Origin of the sequence: Bacillus timonensis, assembly GCF_004799755.1 — a bacterium.
Classification (GTDB): domain Bacteria; phylum Bacillota; class Bacilli; order Bacillales; family Bacillaceae_L; genus Ferdinandcohnia; species Ferdinandcohnia timonensis_A.
Genome location: NZ_SLUB01000015.1, coordinates 55,012 through 73,678 on the forward strand (window position 1 = coordinate 55,012; position 18,667 = coordinate 73,678).

Annotated in this window: 20 protein-coding genes; 3 read left to right on the plus strand and 17 right to left on the minus strand. The window is 38.5% G+C overall.

Going from position 1 to position 18,667, the window contains the following annotated elements:
• Positions 1–30: 30 nt before the first annotated feature.
• From lepB to E1I69_RS10575, 3 genes are all read right to left on the minus strand, one after another.
• Complete coding sequence (lepB, locus tag E1I69_RS10565; protein WP_136379576.1) at positions 31–591, minus strand: signal peptidase I; 561 nt, start codon at positions 589–591, stop codon at positions 31–33.
• 27 nt (positions 592–618) lie between these two features.
• A complete protein-coding gene (locus E1I69_RS10570; RefSeq protein ID WP_136379577.1) occupies positions 619–1,245 on the minus strand; it encodes a TVP38/TMEM64 family protein in 627 nt (208 codons plus the stop codon).
• A gap of 150 nt (positions 1,246–1,395) precedes the next feature.
• Entirely contained in the window at positions 1,396–3,387 is a 1,992-nt protein-coding gene (locus E1I69_RS10575; RefSeq protein WP_136379578.1) for a S9 family peptidase, read from the minus strand.
• Positions 3,388–3,564: 177 nt separating this feature from the next.
• Between E1I69_RS10575 and E1I69_RS10580 the strand changes: the two genes are divergently transcribed.
• Positions 3,565–3,930, plus strand: coding sequence for a hypothetical protein (locus E1I69_RS10580; protein ID WP_136379579.1), 366 nt, complete (start codon positions 3,565–3,567; stop codon positions 3,928–3,930).
• Between the two features lie 34 nt (positions 3,931–3,964).
• Here the strand turns inward: E1I69_RS10580 and E1I69_RS10585 are convergent, their stop codons facing one another.
• From E1I69_RS10585 to E1I69_RS24610, 3 genes are all read right to left on the minus strand, one after another.
• Complete coding sequence (locus E1I69_RS10585) at positions 3,965–4,516, minus strand: competence protein ComK (RefSeq protein WP_136379580.1); 552 nt, start codon at positions 4,514–4,516, stop codon at positions 3,965–3,967.
• Between the two features lie 281 nt (positions 4,517–4,797).
• The gene (locus E1I69_RS10590; RefSeq protein ID WP_161974879.1) at positions 4,798–5,358 is read right to left on the minus strand and encodes a hypothetical protein; all 561 of its coding nucleotides are present in this window, start codon (positions 5,356–5,358) and stop codon (positions 4,798–4,800) included.
• 410 nt (positions 5,359–5,768) lie between these two features.
• On the minus strand, positions 5,769–5,981 hold the full coding sequence (locus tag E1I69_RS24610; RefSeq protein WP_136379582.1) for a hypothetical protein: 213 nt from the start codon (positions 5,979–5,981) through the stop codon (positions 5,769–5,771).
• Positions 5,982–6,135: 154 nt separating this feature from the next.
• Between E1I69_RS24610 and E1I69_RS10600 the strand changes: the two genes are divergently transcribed.
• Entirely contained in the window at positions 6,136–6,372 is a 237-nt protein-coding gene (locus E1I69_RS10600) for an IDEAL domain-containing protein (RefSeq protein WP_136379583.1), read from the plus strand.
• Positions 6,373–6,441: 69 nt separating this feature from the next.
• Here the strand turns inward: E1I69_RS10600 and aceA are convergent, their stop codons facing one another.
• From aceA to E1I69_RS10650, 10 genes are all read right to left on the minus strand, one after another.
• On the minus strand, positions 6,442–7,719 hold the full coding sequence (gene aceA / locus E1I69_RS10605) for an isocitrate lyase (protein WP_136379584.1): 1,278 nt from the start codon (positions 7,717–7,719) through the stop codon (positions 6,442–6,444).
• A 20-nt stretch (positions 7,720–7,739) separates the two neighbouring features.
• Positions 7,740–9,329, minus strand: a complete 1,590-nt coding sequence (gene aceB / locus E1I69_RS10610; protein WP_136379585.1) for a malate synthase A — start codon at positions 9,327–9,329, stop codon at positions 7,740–7,742.
• A gap of 203 nt (positions 9,330–9,532) precedes the next feature.
• A complete protein-coding gene (locus tag E1I69_RS10615; RefSeq protein ID WP_136379586.1) occupies positions 9,533–10,795 on the minus strand; it encodes a M48 family metallopeptidase in 1,263 nt (420 codons plus the stop codon).
• Between the two features lie 179 nt (positions 10,796–10,974).
• Positions 10,975–11,280: an MGMT family protein gene (locus tag E1I69_RS10620; RefSeq protein WP_136379587.1), complete on the minus strand. Its 306-nt coding sequence runs from the start codon at positions 11,278–11,280 to the stop codon at positions 10,975–10,977.
• A 12-nt stretch (positions 11,281–11,292) separates the two neighbouring features.
• The gene (locus E1I69_RS10625; RefSeq protein ID WP_136379588.1) at positions 11,293–11,598 is read right to left on the minus strand and encodes an AzlD domain-containing protein; all 306 of its coding nucleotides are present in this window, start codon (positions 11,596–11,598) and stop codon (positions 11,293–11,295) included.
• Entirely contained in the window at positions 11,591–12,319 is a 729-nt protein-coding gene (locus E1I69_RS10630; RefSeq protein WP_136379589.1) for an AzlC family ABC transporter permease, read from the minus strand. The genes E1I69_RS10625 and E1I69_RS10630 overlap by 8 nt, the downstream gene beginning before the upstream one ends.
• Positions 12,320–12,542: 223 nt before the next feature.
• On the minus strand, positions 12,543–13,319 hold the full coding sequence (locus tag E1I69_RS10635) for an enoyl-CoA hydratase (protein WP_136379590.1): 777 nt from the start codon (positions 13,317–13,319) through the stop codon (positions 12,543–12,545).
• A gap of 124 nt (positions 13,320–13,443) precedes the next feature.
• Positions 13,444–14,994, minus strand: a complete 1,551-nt coding sequence (locus E1I69_RS10640) for a fatty acid--CoA ligase family protein (protein ID WP_136379591.1) — start codon at positions 14,992–14,994, stop codon at positions 13,444–13,446.
• A gap of 162 nt (positions 14,995–15,156) precedes the next feature.
• Positions 15,157–16,146: a lipoate--protein ligase gene (locus tag E1I69_RS10645; protein ID WP_136379592.1), complete on the minus strand. Its 990-nt coding sequence runs from the start codon at positions 16,144–16,146 to the stop codon at positions 15,157–15,159.
• A 7-nt stretch (positions 16,147–16,153) separates the two neighbouring features.
• On the minus strand, positions 16,154–16,885 hold the full coding sequence (locus tag E1I69_RS10650; RefSeq protein ID WP_136379593.1) for an MBL fold metallo-hydrolase: 732 nt from the start codon (positions 16,883–16,885) through the stop codon (positions 16,154–16,156).
• A 190-nt stretch (positions 16,886–17,075) separates the two neighbouring features.
• Here E1I69_RS10650 and yhfH point away from each other — a divergent pair, with 190 nt between their 5' ends.
• The gene (gene yhfH / locus E1I69_RS10655; RefSeq protein ID WP_116351244.1) at positions 17,076–17,204 is read left to right on the plus strand and encodes a protein YhfH; all 129 of its coding nucleotides are present in this window, start codon (positions 17,076–17,078) and stop codon (positions 17,202–17,204) included.
• A 30-nt stretch (positions 17,205–17,234) separates the two neighbouring features.
• Here the strand turns inward: yhfH and hemY are convergent, their stop codons facing one another.
• On the minus strand, positions 17,235–18,665 hold the full coding sequence (gene hemY / locus E1I69_RS10660) for a protoporphyrinogen oxidase (protein ID WP_136379594.1): 1,431 nt from the start codon (positions 18,663–18,665) through the stop codon (positions 17,235–17,237).
• Positions 18,666–18,667: the final 2 nt, after the last annotated feature.

Genomic DNA, 18,667 nt, shown 5'->3' on the forward strand with positions numbered 1-18,667 from the left:
CATTGTTTTATGATGTTGATTCATTTTTCCTTAATTCAATAATTCCATTTTGTCGAATGGCCAGTATTTTATGTTTACCTTGCCAACAAATTGTTCCATTCTAACAAATCCAAAATGGCGACTATCCCAGCTGTCTAAGCGATTATCTCCAATAACGAAAATATGATTTTCGGGAACGATTGATTCCCCTGTCACTTCCTCAAGCGTGAAGTCGCCTGTTAGTTGACCTACAATTAGTTCTTGTTTATATTTGTCTAAGAATGGTTCGGGAACACTTTTCCCATTTATATAAAGTACATCATCCCGGTATTCAAGTGTGTCGCCAGGTAAACCAATCACCCTTTTTACAAAATCCTCTTCTTTATTTTTATGAAATACAACGATATCAAAGTGGTCAAGCTCCCCTATTTTCATTCCGATCTTGTTAACCATTAAAAGGTTACCATCCTCAAGGGTTGGCATCATTGATTCACCGTCTACTATGTAGTTTGTAAAAAAAAAGGCTCGTAAAAATACAACAATGATCAGACTAATTCCTAAAGATTTCATAAAAGAAAAATGATGTTTCTTCTTCGCTGGGGTTTCCTCCATTGCAACTCCACCCTTCGTTTTATCGTGTCAAGCCTCATCCTCCTTAAGAAGATTTGAATTGGGCTTTACCTTTAACCATGCTTCCACTCTTTTTCCCACAATCCAAAGCACAAATATGATGATGACCACAATAATCGTGCGAACGGGTTGTTGAAAAAGAGCTCGTATATCATAGCCTATGAAGCTTATGGTAAATATCATGACTAATTTTCCACATAAAACGGCTAAAACAAATTGGGGAGTACTTACCCTAGATAACCCGGCTACTAAATTAATGGCTGCAGACGGGGTGAATGGAAAGCATAATAGGAGAAATAAAGGTCCAAATCCGTGCTTTTCTACCCAAGTGATAAGACTCTTTATTTTTTTATGGCGACTGACAAATGAAAAGAAGCGTTTTTGACCATATTTACGAACTAGGAAAAAGACAAGCAAAGAACCACCAATGGCTCCTATCCATGAATATAAAAATCCAAGCCAAAGTCCAAATGCATTTGCGTTGGCAACAACAAATGCGACCAGCGGCAGAAACGGAAGAAACGCTTCCAACATTGGAAGAACAATTCCAGGCAATGGACCAAACGACCGGTATTCACTTAACAAGTCTTCAATGTTTTTCAACGTAATAAGTTCTTTGAGTGTTTCAATATCCATAGGTCTCTCCTTGCAAAAATCAATTCCAGCTTAGGGAATACAAAAATATTATCTTACTTCATATTGTACACCCATTTGGGCAATCCTACCAAAAAAATTCACTTTAATTAGATAGAAAAAAGACACTAGCAAGCACTAGTGCCTTTCAATCTATCCTAAATAATCAACAAACCAGTCTTTAATATGGTTAAGTCGTGATAATCGTAATTTTGGGTTTCCGCTTCGTGATAATTCATGGTTGCTACCTGGGAAACGAACAAATTTTGTTGGTTTCTTTTGATGCTTTAATGCCACGTAAAACTGCTCTCCTTGTTCGATTGGACAACGGAAATCACGCTCACCATGGATAATTAATAGTGGTGTCTCCACATTTCCCACATATTTTAATGGTGAATGATTCCATAACTTTTCGGCATCTTCAATAAGAGTGCCTTTTAGCTCCCATTCAGTAAAGAAGTAGCCAATATCACTTACTCCATAAAAGCTGAGCCAGTTTGAGATGGAGCGTTGTGTAACCGCTGCTTTAAATCGATTTGTATGTCCAACAATCCAATTTGTCATGAAACCACCATAGCTTCCACCTGTTACACCAAGCTTTGTTTCATCGACAAAATCAAAATGTTCGACAGCATAATCAGTTGCTGCCATGACGTCTAAGTAGTCTTTTCCTCCATAGTCACCTCGAACAGCATCAACAAATTGCTGACCATATCCATGACTGCCACGCGGATTCGTAAAGACAACGACAAAACCCTTACCTGTTAATACCTGAAACTCATGGAAATATGTATTTGCATACATCGCATGAGGACCTCCATGCACTTCGACAATGGTCGGATATTTTTTGCCCTCTTCATAACCAAATGGCTTCATGACCCATCCATTAATTTCCCAACCGTCTGGGGCATTGAACGTAAAGGGCTCGGCATCGGACAATTCAACCTCTTGTAAAAATGCTTCATTCACATGTGTAAGACGATTCAATTCACCCGTACTCAAATCCAAGTAATAAAGATCGCCAGGCTCTGTCGGTTTACTGATTCCTACCACAGCCTTATGATTATGTACCGCTAAGGCAAACACGTGTTGATTTTCAAATAAGGACGGATACATTTCTCCTTCAATGGAACCGTAATAGACTCCCGTATTGCCATGGTTAGTCAATAAAAAATAAAAACTTCTACTATCGTCATTCCATATAACACCAGGATTTGAACCGCCTAATTGGAAGTCTGCTGCAACACAATCCCCAACATATGCATCGAGTTCACTTGTTAAACAAGTGAATTCAGAGCTATCTACACTGTAAAGCCAGATCTTCGGCAATGTTGCACCTGCAAATTCCTGTTCATGTCCAATGATTGCAATATATTTGCCATCTGGTGACCAAGACGGTAAGCCAAAGTTGCCTGTGCTGCCCGTAATTTTTTGGTAGCTTTTATCTTCTACCGACATTACATATACATCAGAGGTTAAATTATAATCTGAATCCTCACTTATATCCCCAACGAATGTGATTTTCGTTCCATCTGGAGACCAACCGCCTGCAGCATAATCATATTCCCCTGATGTCAATTGCTCTAGTTCACCAGTAGCGATATCAACTAATGCAAGATGTTGATTTTTATTATCTAAAAAGCCTGCCGCATCTGATTTGTAACGAATTCGCTCGACAACCATTGGTTCAAGCTTCTTCTCATCTTCATTCTTGTTTTTCTTTTCCTTATCTGTGATGCTTTCATCCTGCGCCAAAGCAGTTGTAAATAAGATTTTTGAACCATCTGGTGACCAGATTGGATTTCTGACACCATTCACACAATATGTAAGCTGTTTCGGCTCACCACCGTTTACATTCATAACAAAAATTTGCTGTTTGCCTGAACGATTTGATAGAAACGCGACTGCTTCTCCCTCAGGAGACCACCTTGGCGACCCATCTCGAACATCCCCAAACGTCCACTGTGTAACATTCCCATCTACAGTTCCAACATATAAATGTGAGTTATATTCATGCTTTTCCTTATTAATCTCTGTTTCCACAAACGCATAGCGTTTCCCATCTGGAGAAAACTGTGGATCATTCACTGTTTTTAATTCATATAAATCTTCTGCAACGATTCCTCTGCGCTTTTTCTCTGTCATCCTTCTCCCGTCCTTTATCACAGAATTGTCAAAGTAGTTTAATACCTTCTTTTCCATTATGCACTACAAATTAAATTATTTCGACACTAGAAATAATTTTTCCTTCATGTTTCTTGATTCTTTTTAAAAAATGTTCTATCATAAATACAAACATACGTTCTTGAAAGAGGGATAATCATGACAAGAATTCCTGAGGATGACCGTGATATTTTTGAAAAAGCCATCTTTTTGCCAATGGTTCTTACCATCCTTAATCGTGATCTTTCAGCAATAGAAACGGCTGGCTTTAAATTAAAAAAGCCATATCTCCATTTACTTGAACATACCATGAAGAAAGTTCAAAAAGACCTCTACACAATTAAACTACAAATGAAAAAGAAAAATATGAAGGTATGGGAAAAACAAAGAGATGAGGCATTTACTCTATTTTCATTCATGTATCGAGGCTATGAAGAGGAGCATAACTACTTTAACCCACGGATTCGAAATGAGGTTCAACAGCTGCTCGAATCTTATTTCGTCGAAAATAGTACCAGTGAGTAGCAAAGCACCATTCAGGCAGAAATGAACGTTTAGATTAGATACCAGTTTTATTGGGTAAGTTATCGTTGCTTTGAGGATTTATGACGAAATTAATGCGTTTATTTGGTTTGTCCATTCGATTTGTGACAATAGTCCGAAGTTGTGCAGTTCTATGGAGCTGGTTTTGGAAGGAGCCCTTCGAGATTTGCAGTTGAATGGCTTGCTTATTTGTAAATATAACAGTTGTTTCCTCATGTAGACTAAACTTACAATCTGAGACGTAATTATGAGATAGCCAAGCACACTCCTGTTTTGTTGGAGAAGCGGTTGGAAATAAAAAAATCTTATTAGAAGCTTCTACAATGATCGGCGCCTTATGAGTCACCCCCATAATTTCACGCGTTCCTTCTTGCCGACCTTTAAGTGAACTTCCAAAATAACGGCAGCTTCGATCGACAATCTCAGTCGGTTTCATGGTAACTACATATTCACCTTCAACTTCAAGTACTCTTGAACAGGTATTATTTCCTATTTCAATTGGAAGTACCGCCATTGTATCAGGGTTAATCTCATATTCCACTAAATAAGTGCTATTTGTACCTTCCATTCATTCATCCCCTTTTTAAATTATTTTAATTTTTAAACTAATGGAAGCATTTTCATAATATCACTTCTAGGTATTTATAACTATACCGTTCACAAAACGTTCACAAAAAAATAACGGGTTCTTGATTCTCAGGTGGTGCAAAACAGTAAATCACAATAACGTTTTTGGCGTGAATTCACACACGAATTCACGCTTTCATTTTCTTGTTACAGTAACGTTTAATGCAGTTTTATAAAAATATTATTAAAACTCACATCAGTTTTTTGGCAGTGTTACAAAACTTATTGTACAGTGAGAATGTGCTTCTGAAAATAGGTGCGATATTGTCGGTGAATTGCTTTTCGGTCCAAAGTTGAACATGCAACAGCGTGTTTGCTGAATAAAGTAAATTCTAATATTAAAGGAGTTACTCGACTTCGGACACAACCGTGATATTTTGGCTGTCCTTTGTCCGAAGATGCCTCGACTTCGGACATAACCGCGATGGTTTGGCTTTCCTTTGTCTGAAGATGCCTTGACTTCGGACACAACCGCGATGGTTTGGCTTTCCCTTGTCCGAAGATGCCTTGACTTCGGACATAACCGCGATGGTTTGGCTTTCCCTTGTCTGAAGATGCCTCGACTTCGGACACAACCGCGATATTTTGGCTGTCCTTTGTCAGAAGATGCCTTGACTTCGGACATAACCGTAATATTTTGGCTTTCCTTTGTCTGAAGATGCCTCGACTTCGGACATAACCGCGATGGTTTGGCTTTCCCTTGTCTGAAGATGCATCGTCTTCGGACATAACCGCGATGGTTTGGCTTTCCTTTATCTGAAGATGCCTTGACTTCGGACACATCCGCGATATTTTGGCTTTCCCTTGTCTGAAGATGCATCGACTTCGGACACATCCGCGATGGTTTGGCTTTCCCTTGTCTGAATATTCACTGACTTTATTTCTCTAAAAAGTTTGACTATGATTTTTACTGTGATCTGACCTTAGAAATCCTATGCGTTTTAATATGATAATAATTGGTCTTTTTGCACCTCATAACGGAGCACGTTACAAAAAAAGTGGACTTCTTTTTAAAATGCTCTTTTTATAACGAAAGACCATTTTTAAAAGAAACCCACTGACCCTTTCTATTGTCTAGCTCGGGACGTCATCGACTCCCAGGTCTAGCCAATCGCTTCTGGAAGTATGATACACCTTCTCCTAAGCGCTCGTTTTTGCTTGTCAGCGACGTGCCGACACGCATAGCGCCTTTCTCATGAATTCTCATTTATTTGGCCAAGTTCCTTTTCTGCAAGATATGCATTTGCTTGTTCTAATGTCGTATGCTCGTCAACCGAATTACCCGCATAGACTGATTCCGAAAGAAAAGGATTAGTTGTATCAAGTGAGTTTGACATACCAAAGACCGGATTTAATGGCGTATTCATTGGGATATCGTAATTTGTATGCTCATTTGGATTTTTCATTTTTTTCCACCTCCATTATTATGATGCATGAAAATTTAAAATATCATACTCCGATGTTGAGTATTCCAAATATATTTTTAAAAAGTCAAAAAATTCAGTTGATTTTACGTCGCTACCTAAATATACTATTAAAAAGGGTTTGGGGTGAGATTTCGTGAAGAATAGAAAAACATACTCTGAGTTCAAGAGGTCACGAGATACAAAAAATTTAAAAACACCTAGGCAATCGGTATTAGACATATATATTCAAATGATTATTGATGAGAGCCTATTTAAACGAAAAAAAGAGCTTTTGGAAACGAAGGTTAACGAAGCGATTGATACCAAAAATGAAGGTTTGTTTATGGAAGCATCGACAGAATACCGAAAACTATATAGTAAAACATTGTAGAAATTGGAATTTCTTAGAATCCATAAAAACTGACTAACAATCATGTTAGCCAGTTTTTTCATGCATCGGCTACTTCGTGAATTGTGCTACTTCTGTAGACCCCTTTAAAGCAGTTGTTGAAGATGTTCCACCTGTAATAATCTGGGCAACTTCATCAAAGTACCCTGTACCTACTTCACGTTGATGTCTTGTTGCTGTGTAACCATACTTTTCACTTGCAAATTCAGCTTGCTGAAGCTCTGAATATGCCCCCATTCCTCTTTCTTTATAACCTCTTGCCAATTCAAACATGCTATGGTTTAAAGCATGGAAGCCGGCTAATGTAACAAATTGGAATTTGTATCCCATCTTTCCGATTTCCTTTTGGAAATTCTCAATTGTCTCTTCATCAAGCTTTTTCTTCCAGTTAAATGATGGAGAACAATTATAAGCTAGCAACTTATCAGGGAACTTCGCATGTATTGCATCTGCAAAGCGCTTGGCCTGTTCTAAGTCTGGCTCAGATGTTTCACACCAAATCAAATCAGCATATGGTGCATACGCTAAACCGCGTGCAATAGCTTGATCAAGACCGGCTTTTGTTCGAAAAAAGCCTTCTGGTGTTCGTTCACCTGTAATAAATTCCTGATCAACAGGGTCAACATCGCTTGTAATAAGGTCTGCTGCATCAGCATCTGTTCTCGCGACTAAAATTGTTGGAACCCCCATAACGTCCGCTGCAAGTCGTGCAGAAATTAAATTTCGTACGGCTGTTTGCGTTGGCAATAATACCTTTCCACCTAAATGACCACATTTCTTTTCTGATGAGAGCTGGTCTTCAAAATGCACGCCGGCAGCCCCAGCTTCTATCATGCCTTTCATTAGTTCAAATACATTCAACTGACCGCCAAATCCTGCCTCAGCATCAGCCACAATTGGAGCAAACCAATCCGTATCCCCTTCCCCCTCTAAATACTGAATTTGATCAGCACGCTGTAAAGCTTGGTTAATCCGTTTTACAACACTTGGAACACTGTTAGCTGGGTACAAGCTTTGGTCCGGATACATGTGTCCAGATAAATTCGCATCTGCTGCAACCTGCCAGCCGCTTAAATAGATAGCCTTAAGACCCGCTTTAACTTGCTGGACAGCTTGATTTCCGGTTAATGCACCCAGAGCATGAATATAATCTTCTGTATGAAGAAGATTCCACAGTTTTTCAGACCCTCTACGCGCTAACGTATGCTCAATATCGATTGAACCTCGTAAGCGAATAACATCCTCTGCATGATAGGGTCTTTCTATTCCTATCCATCTTGAATCCATTTCCCAGCTTTCTTGCAATTTTTGAACTCTTTCGTTTGTCATTTTAAATTCCTCCTCTTCATCTATAAAATTTCGTAGCCTGGCAAAGTCAAAAATTCTATATACTCATTATTTGTAACTAATTTCTCAAACAGATTTGTCGCCTCATTGAAACGGCCTGCTTCAAATGCTTCTCCACCAATTTCTTGCTTAATTTTTTCAAGTTCTTCTTCTTGCAGTCGTTGAACAAGCTCAAATGTGACCTTTCTTCCATCCTCTAAGATCCCTTTTGGATGACGGATCCACTGCCATATTTGCGCTCTAGAAATTTCTGCTGTAGCCGCATCCTCCATGAGGTTATGAATCGGTGCCGCACCATATCCGCGAAGCCACGATTCAATATATTGAATCCCAACATTGATATTCGTACGTACACCTTGCTCCGTTATACTGCCTTTAGGAACTGCAATAAGTTCCTCGGCAGTAACTTGAACATCCTCACGTTTTTTTTCGATTTGGTTAGGTCCTAGCATGATCGTATTAAAGACCTTCCTAGCAACAGGTACAAGCCCTGGATGAGCAACCCATGTACCGTCATGGCCATTATTTGCTTCACGTTCTTTATCTGCTCGTACTTTATTAAAGGCTTCCTCGTTTGCTTGTGGATTGTTTTTTACTGGAATCTGAGCAGCCATTCCACCAATCGCATGACACCCTCGCTTATGACAAGTCTTAATGACATGCTGTGAATATGCATCCATAAATGGAACTGTCATCGTGACTTCAGATCGATCTGGTAAAATCACATTCTCAACATTTCGAAATCTCTTTAAATAACTAAATATATAATCCCATCTCCCACAATTTAAACCTGCAGAATGTTCTTTTAGTTCATATAAAATCTCATCCACTTCAAAGGTCGCAAGGATCGTTTCAATTAGAACAGTAGCTTTAATCGTTCCTTGAGCAATTCCTAGTTCCTTTTGCGAAAAGATAAACACATCATTCCACAGTCTTGCTTCCAGATGACTCTCCATCTTCGGCAGATAAAAATATGGCCCGCTTCCATTCTCGATTAGCACATTTGCATTATGATAAAAATAAAGTCCGAAATCTAGTAAACTCGCTGAGATTCTCTTCCCATCAAGTTCAATATGCTTCTCTTCTAAATGCCAGCCACGTGGACGAACAACTAGTGTTGCAATGTCATCTTTTAATTGATATTTTTTTCCATTTGGATTTTCAAAAGTAATCGTCTTTCTTACGGCATCCCGTAAGTGAATCTGCCCCTCGATGATGTTTTTCCAAGTTGGTGAATTAGCGTCCTCAAAGTCTGCCATAAATACTTTAGCTCCAGAGTTCAATGCATTAATGATCATTTTTCGGTCGACAGGTCCAGTAATTTCAACGCGACGATCTTGTAGGTCTTTTGGAACCTGGGCAACTGTCCAATCCCCATTCCGAATATGTTCTGTTTCAGATGAAAAAGTGGGCATGATTCCTTTGTCGATTTCCCGCTGTCTTTCTTGTCTCTTTTCTAATAATTGTTTTCTTCTTTCACCGAAGTTCCGCTCTAGTTTTTCAATGAAGTTTAATGCCTGAGGTGTCAAAATTTCTTCATACTGCTCATTCATTTTTCCTGTGATCTGAAGTCCTGAGGTTTGTATCGTCATTTTGTCCCAAACACACCTTCCTTTGTATTGTTATAATACAGTTTTCTAATACTAAAAGTATTATATAACACATCTTCCGAAAATGGAACATTTTTCTGTGAATTTTTATATAACAATTTTATAAATAGTAATTCTGTACTATAACAACACTGCAATAAAAAACCTTGTTTACAGAAATGATTCCGTAAACAAGGCTGTTAGGCTTATTCCTCACTTTTTTCAAATTCATTCGTATACGTAATTCTTTCAAGCATTGTTGGGTGTCCATATCGGAAAATTTTCACTAGGAATGGCGGATTCACTTGACTTAGCCCTGCTTTTGATAATTCCTGGAATGACGAGACTGCTGCCTTGTTATCATCAGTCATTTCAAGTGCATATAAATCAGCCGACTTTTCCTGGTGTCTTGAAACTGCGTTTGAAACTGGATCGGATACAAAGCTTAATACCGAGATTAATAATAAAAACACGGGCAAAACGGCAATATCTTTGACACTTGAAATTTTAAATATATGGCCCCATTTACGAATCATAAAGGACATGAATTTACTGATAATAAATAGACCCACTAAGGTTAACACCAAGTACCCAGCTATCCCTATATAAATATGCTTCATCACGTAATGTCCCATTTCATGGGCCATAATGAATAAAATTTCATTTTCATTTAGTCGCTGCAGTGTCGTATCCCAAAGCACAATCCTAGAATTGGAGCCGATTCCTGTTACATAAGCATTCAGTGAATTTGTCTTTTCGGACATATTCACTTCAAATACATGATCTGCTGGGATGTCTGCACGATCAGCCATTTCAAGAATTTTCGTTTCCAATTCTTTATTTGTTAATGGGAAAAAGTCGTTATACAATGGGTCGATAATGACTGGCTGTACGAACATGAGAAACATTGAAAATGGAATCGACAGCAGCCATGCATGAAACCACCATCTTTTTTCATTTCTTCGAATCAACCAAAACAAGACGCCAACGATCAAGATCATCAATGCATAATTCACCCAAAAATCAATCAGAAGATCCTTCATCCAGCTTTGTGTGGATTGAACGGTGATATTATACGTTTTTGAAACATTGTAGCTAATCCAAGAAAGTGGAAATGATAATACTTCAACCAGCAAGGATAACCAAAACAGATAAATCGCAGTTTGGAGAATCGAGAATTTTGCAGATACTTTTGACCAATCACGGAATTTTGCCGATATGCCGATTACAAGGACAAGAGTATAAATTAACCATTCAAAAGGTACTGACAGGAAAAACAATAGATTTTTAATTTTTGAATACTCTTCACTTAACAACAGTTCACGCTCATTCATAAATGTCTGTGGATCTGCCGGACTCCCTTTGAGCTGAGCGGGTATGTCCGTATTCGCCCCCAAAAATAAATACCATGCTATAAATAAGCCAAAAACAAGATAAATTCCAAGTGACCAACCGATTACTTTTTTCACTAAGCTGTCCCCCTTTATGTACAACCCTCTTACTGTATTTTAGTTTAATTTAGTTCCAGTTAGAACATTGACTTTTACTACCATCCATTTTAGACAAAGATAAGCCTTGAAAAACGAGTTGATTTTTAATGGGTAGTGGCCGGAGGAAATGTAAAAGCCTAGGATTTGGTCCTAGGCTTTTATTCTGGATGATATTGATATTTTTTTAAATCGATTGACTTGTTCTCAATCTCTATCCCTTCTTCCTCAAGAAAGATGATTTGGGCAGCGAGAGTTTCTTCGTCACGGATTGCAATTTCACCCTTTGAGTTAATCACCCTGAACCAAGGAAGATTGTACTTTTTGCTCATGGAATGGAGAACTCGCACAACCTGTCTTGCGCCCCGGGGGCTTCCTGCAAATTTTGCTATCTGCCCATACGTCATGACTTTTCCTGGGGGAATCTGTTTAATAATCCTAATCACATTTTCGGTAAATGGTTTCATCTTGTTTATCCCTTACATAAAAAATGAATAAATACTTAGAGCAAGAATGGAGCTTAATACGACGACAATGACATTTGCCCCTAAATAAGCGACAATAAAAGCGACAGCTGCACCAATGATTCCAAACCAAATATCATCATTTATTGTAAAAACGCCTGGAATAATCAGTGCGCCAAGAATGGCAAAAGGTACATTTTTCAAGACATTTTGCAGGAATGGAGGTAATTTAACTGAGTTAAATACAACGAGAGGCAACATCCTTGGTATATATGTAACAAGCCCCATTCCGATAATCATAAGAAGTATTGTCTTATCCATGTTGCTCATCCTCCTTGCCCTTATTTCCAACTAAACTAATAACCACTTCAACCCCTATTGCTGCCACAAGAGAAGCTACGACAATTGACCAACCAGGCTCTATGAAAAATGAAAAAATGGCATTTAAAACCGCTGCACTACCCGCTAATACAATTACTTTTCTCTGTTTTTTTAACGATGGCACAAGCAACCCGATAAACATCGCGTATAAGGCGACTGACATGCTTTGCTGCAACACATGTGGAAGATTTGCCCCAATGACATGTCCAATCCCTGAAAAAATGACCCAGCTTCCATAGGAGATGGAGATCACACCAAATAAATAGCCGGTTGTCACTGTACCTTCCTTTACAGCGGCAACAGAAAATGTTTCATCTGTAATCCCAAAGGAATAAAATGCTTTTTTAATTGGATGGTCTTCCTCTACCTTTTCATTAAGAGAGGCACACATTAAAAAATGGCGAATATTTAAAATGAAAGTCGTAAGTATAATTTCAAAAACGCCAGTTCCTACGGCAATTAATTGTAGGGCTATGTATTGGGATGCTCCCGCAAATACGATAATGCTCATCATGACTGTTTCAGCTACCGTAAGCCCTGTCGATTTTGCCAATAAACCAAATGTTAAAGCAACTGGTGCATAGCCAAGCGCAATACTGATGCCGGCTTGAAAGCCACTCCGAAATTCTGAATGCTTTTTTGTTAAAACTGTAGTTGTCATTCCCCCGCTATTCTCCTTTAAACGTTTTTTATTACTAATTGTCTTAAATTTGGAATATTTTTTCAATGTTTTTGTTTGAAAAATTTCAGGAAATGTGGTCTATTGAATTTATTTACGGTTATCATTTTTATTTTGGTTCTATCGATTTTCTTCGTTTCTATCGACATTAGCAAGATTATCGCGGCATATACAAAAAGGCGCCACCACTGACGCCCTCAAAAAATCATTTCCCTTTGAAATTCGGTTTCCGTTTTTCATTAAAAGCAGCCAGTGCTTCCACTCGATCCTCAGTCGGAATAATCACTTCATATGCTTTTCGTTCAATTTTTAATCCAGTATGTAAGTCTGCATTCAGCCCCTGCTTAATCGCAAATTTGGCTTGCTGTAAGGCAAGTGGACCGTTTTTTAGCATCTCATTTGCAAGCTTCATGGAGCTTTCCATTAATTCTTCACGAGGCACTACACTTGAAACAATGCCATACTCCTTCGCTTCTGTCGCACTAATTCGTTTTGCTGTTAAAATAAGCTCCATTGCCTTTGTTTCACCAATGAGACGCGGAAGACGTTGAGTTCCCCCTGCTCCCGGAATAATGGCTAGACTCGTTTCCGTTAGTCCCATTTGAGTATTCTCAACCGAAATTCTGAAATCACAGGCTAGTGCAAGCTCCATTCCCCCACCAAAGGCATAGCCATTGATCGCCGCAATTGTCGGCTGTGGCAAGTCTCCAATACTGGCAAAAACCTGGCCAATTTTATACACATTTCTTCTGACCTGTGCTTCATTTAATGTCCTTCGCTCCTTTAAATCAGCACCCACACTAAATGCTTTTTCACCTGCCCCAGTTATAATGACAACACGAACATCAGCGTTCGTACGGATATCCTCGACGATTTCATCAAGTGTCTTAAGCATTTCAAAATTAAAACAGTTTAAAGCATCCGGGCGATTCAATGTGACAGTTGCTACATGGTTTTCAACTTGGTATAAAACTGTGGTCATGGTTCCACCTCTTTAATAAATTTTGATATCGCTTACATCCTATTTCGCTTTAAACTGAAAAATTCCTTTTAATTATTTACAAACAATCTAAAAAAGAACAGGCCTATTCGACCTGCTCTCCTCCTTATTTTGTCACTAAATCCTTTAAAGCACGCCGAAGAATTTTTCCGGTTGTATTTTTAGGAAGTTCTTCTATGAATTCTATCTTACTCGGAAGTTTATATTTAGCTAAATGCTCACGACAATACACAAGAAGATCATCTTCTGTTAAATCAGGATTCTTTTTCACCACATAACAGTGGACTGCCTCTCCCTGTTCTGGATCTGGCACACCCAAAACTGCTGCTTCAACTATATCTGGATGATTGTATAGAACTTCTTCCACCTCTCTTGGATAAACATTATATCCGCCAACAATAATCATGTCCTTTTTACGGTCAACGATATAAAAGTACCCTTCATCGTCCATTCGTGCTAAATCACCTGTATAGAGCCACCCATTTCGCAATGCCGCATCACTTTCTTCAGGCATTTTATAATAGCCCTTCATCACATTTGGTCCGCGAACAATCAACTCTCCAACTTGACCTTCTGGAACTTCATCGCCATTTTCGTCAACAATCTTGTTTTCGACGTTCACAATATTTGTCCCAATGGAACCTGGCTTACGAGGACGATCTAGCGGATTAAAGCATGTGACAGGTGATGCTTCGGAAAGACCATACCCCTCTGATACAAGAACATTAAACTTCTGTTCAAAGCCTTTTAAAAGGGCGACTGGCATTGCTGCACCTCCTGAAATACATAAGCGCAACGAGCTTAAATCGTCTGGGTTTCCTTCGGGATACTGAAGAAGGAAATTATACATTGTTGGAACACCAGCAAAAACCGTAGCTTCATATTCTTTGGCAAGCTTAAAAATTTCTTTCGGACTAAACTTTGGAACAATTAACATGGTACCACCACTCATTAAAGGGGCATTTAACGCCACAGTTAAGCAGAATACATGGAACATCGGCAAAGTAGTGATGACTTGATCTTCCTTGGAAATTTTCAAGTAATCCGCAACGTCCCTTGCATTACTATACAAATTCAGGTGGGTTAACATTGCACCTTTAGGTTTACCCGTCGTACCTGATGTATATAGAATGACAGCAACATCATCATCTTCAAGAACTGGACCAGGAAAAGGAAGATTACCCGTATCCACCACCTCTGTAAACGATTTCAATTTGGGGTAGATTGAAAGTTTTGAGACATCTAGTTCATTATTTGCCCCCGGTGAAGTTTCGCACACAATAAGATGTTCTACTTTCGGAAGGTGTTGATTCATCTTTTCAAAAAGCGGAACAAGTAAGTCTAACATTATGACAGCCCTTACATCTCCGTTATTCACAATATAACCAATTTCATCTGGTGTATAGATTGGATTTATCGGAATTACCGTCGCCCCTACACGAAGTGCACCGTAAAATCCAATCACAAAATGTGGTGTATTCCCCAATACGAGAGCAATGTGATCTCCCTTTTTTATTCCAAGCTGTTCTAAACCACTTGCAAACTTTGAAACTGCACCATCTAATTCTGCATATGTACTAATATTCCCTTGAAAAATATACGCTGGTTTGTCGAAGTATTTCTTAGCTGTTTCCCCTAGTCGACTTGATAGATTCAAATTTCTCCCTCCCATGGTCCATATAATGAATGAATAATCATTCATTATATGACAAAAAATAATATTCTAAATATATTATATTGAAAGAAAGTTTTTCTATCAAGACATAAATGTATTTTAAAATCATGACGGGTAAGAAATCCTACCCGCCAGTCGCCTAATTTAGTAAATTAAATTAATAAAATCATCTTTGGTAATTTTACCGAAATAATGCTGAATGTCGATACCTTCTAATGCCTTCTCTAATTCTGCTTTTTCATACTTTGTTCCAATTAATCGTTTTTCGATTTCCTCAACATCGCCGACACCAAAGAAATCACCATATATTTTACAGTTTTCAATCGTGCCTTTTTGAACTTCAAGGCGCACATCTATCGAGCCAACTGGGAAACGATGTGTATGTTGGTAGTTAAATTTTGGTGATTTTCCGTAGTTCCAATCCCAATTTTGATAGCGTTCCTTTGAAATTTCGTAGATTTTTGCCCAATCTTTTTCCGTTAATTTATATTCTGGAATATCCCCTTCTGTATTAAAAATGTAGCGAAGTAGCATTTGTCTAAATTCTTCAATGGTAATTTTCTCCGTTAGGAATTCACTGATATTAGCAACCCTGCTTCTTACAGATTTAATTCCTTTTGATTCAATTTTGTCTTTTTTCACTTTTAAAGCGGAAACGACGTGATCTATTTCTGAATCGAACATAAGAGTTCCGTGGCTGAACATTCTACCTCTTGTTGAAAATTGTGCATTTCCGGAGATTTTTCTTCCTTCAACTTCGATATCGTTTCGACCACTTAATTGTGCATTAACCCCAAGCTTATGAAGAGCTTCAATAACAGGCTCAGTGAATTTCTTATAATTATGGAAGCTTTCCCCATCGTCCTTTGTAATAAAGCTAAAATTTAAGTTTCCTAAATCATGATATACAGCTCCACCGCCTGATAAGCGACGCACAACTTTAATTCCATTTTCTTCTACATATTGAGTATTGATTTCCTCAATCGTGTTTTGGTTTTTCCCAATAATGATCGATGGCGCATTTATATAGAACAATAAATATGTTTCGTTGATGTCTAAATTTTTGAGTGCGTATTCTTCAATCGCTAAGTTAATTTGTGGATCATTAATTCCTTTATTATCGATAAATAACATCGTGATTTCACTCCCAAGTTAGTCCTGATTTTGCTAATTTGATATTGCCAGTAAATTGTTCTGAAGCTTGTTTAACAAGGTCTTCATGATTTCCATAATGAGGAAGATGTGTAATCCACAGTTCTTTCACACCTGAAGAAGCCGCAATTTTTCCAACCTCTGTGCTATTCATATGCCCCCTATTGGAGCCATCTTGATCCGCATAAAGGTTACATTCACATATAAACAGGTCTGCATCCTTCGTAAACGGAATAAACTCATCTATGTAACTAGAATCCGCTGAAAATACAACAGTTTGTCCACCAGCTGTCATTCTCATCGCATAACATACAACCGGATGCTTTGTTTTCATAAATGTAATCGAAAACGGACCAATTTTGATTGTTTCATCCGGATTATAAGCTATCGCCTTTGTATGTCCTTTATGCTCCAATTTTGAAAAACCTTCTTGATCAGCCGTATGCCCATAAATAGGCAGTTCCTTTTGTTGATTCTGAATTGCACTTGTTACTAGTCTTGCGTATTGCATTGGACCGATGTCTGCTACATGGTCATGATGATAATGAGATAAAATAATCGCATCTAGTTCATCAATTGTTATATAGTTTTGAAGCTGTGCTAGTACACCACTACCACAATCAACTAGAAGTCGGTAACCTTCATGTTCAAATAAATACCCCGTTGTGGCTTCATTTGTCGCTGGAAAGCCACCCCAAAAACCTACGACCGTTACTTTCATAGGATCACCTTTCTCGTCATATGTTTTTCGTTATCCATTACACTTCTTCAATGGTTTACCCTATCCACTACCACTATAATCGATACGAAAAAAAATTTCACTTTTTTAAACCTTTGTTACAAAACAGTTATTGACATATTTTCAACTGTTATAGTACACTATATACAATAAAAGAAACGGAGGGATTCAAATGTTAGTAAAAAGTACAGAATTTTTCAAAAACCTACCACCTAAAAAATGTGTGGAGTGTGGCCATGATATCGAGGAGCAGCATGAGTGCTACGGTAACAAATGTGACCACTGCAATGAAATAAAATGAAAAAGGAAGGCCACGGCCTTCCTTTTTCATTTACACCAATACTGGAGTATTTATTTTCAAGTATTCCAGCACCTTTTTAACCGCTGCTTCCCCTTGGTCAATACAATCAGGTAACCCTAGACCTTCGTAAGAGCTTCCCGCTAAAAAGACGCCAGGTAAATGTTCAGTAACATTCTTCTTTACATACTCTACCCGTTCTTTATGACCAACGGTATATTGTGGCATCGCATCTTTCCATCTTGTTACAATTGAGAATTCAGGTTGATCTGTGATGTTCATCGTTTTGTTCAGATCATCGAGTACCACTTTCGTAATTTCCTCGTCTGATTGATCAACAATGGCTTCGTCTCCTGCTTTTCCAACATAACAACGGAGTAGCACTTTCCCTTTAGGTGTTGTATGTGGCCACTTTTTATGAGTCCAGGTAACTGCCGTAATAATATAATCATTATTTCGGGATACAACAAAACCAGTTCCATCAATATCCTTTTTAATCGCTTCTTCAGGGAATGCCATTGCCACTGTGGCAACTGATGTTGATGGCATTTCCTTAAAGCTATCGAAAAAGGAATATTGATTAAATATAGATTGCGTTACATGATGTGGAGTTGCCACAACTACACTATCAGCTGTCATTTCTTCTCCATTACTTAACTTGATCGTATACTGATGGCTAAGTTTTTCAATACCCTCAACTTTAATTCCTTTAAACACGGTTCCTGGCTCTAACTTCGCTTCAATAGCATCAATAAATGACTGTAGGCCTGTAGTCACCGTTAAGAACTGTCCTTTTGGTGCAGTTTTTGTCTCCCCATTTGGCTTTGGTTTTGGTGGTGTAGTTTGTTTCATTCCAACAATTAGACTTCGATATTTTTGCTCAACTTGGTAAAATTGTGGGAAAGTTGACATTAGGCTTAATTGATCAATATCCCCTGCATATATCCCCGAAAGCAATGGCTCAATAAGATTTTCTACGACCTCGTCACCAAGTCTTCTTCTAAAAAATCGACCAAGTGATTGATCCCCCTCACCAGGTGTTCGTGGCAACACAAAATCCATTGCTGCCCTCAGTTTGCCCATTGGGGTAAACAGACCTGTAGTTATGAACGGACCGATTTGAGTAGGAATTCCCATAATCGATCCACCTGGCATTGGATGGAGCTTTCCACCCGCAAGAACATAGGATTTACCAGCGGTATTATTGACCAATTTATCCCCTAGTCCAACCTCATTGACCAGCCTCGAGGCACTTGTTTTCCTAGCTAAAAAGGAGTCTGGACCTCTTTCAATAACAAAGCCGTCTCGTTCAACTGTCTGTACTTTCCCACCTAATCGATGGCTCGCTTCTAAAAGCGTACATGTAATATCTAAGCCCTTCTCCTTTGCCTCTTTCTGGAGATAATAAGCTACTGTTAAACCAGTAATCCCACCACCTATTACGACTACATTTTGATTACTCACTT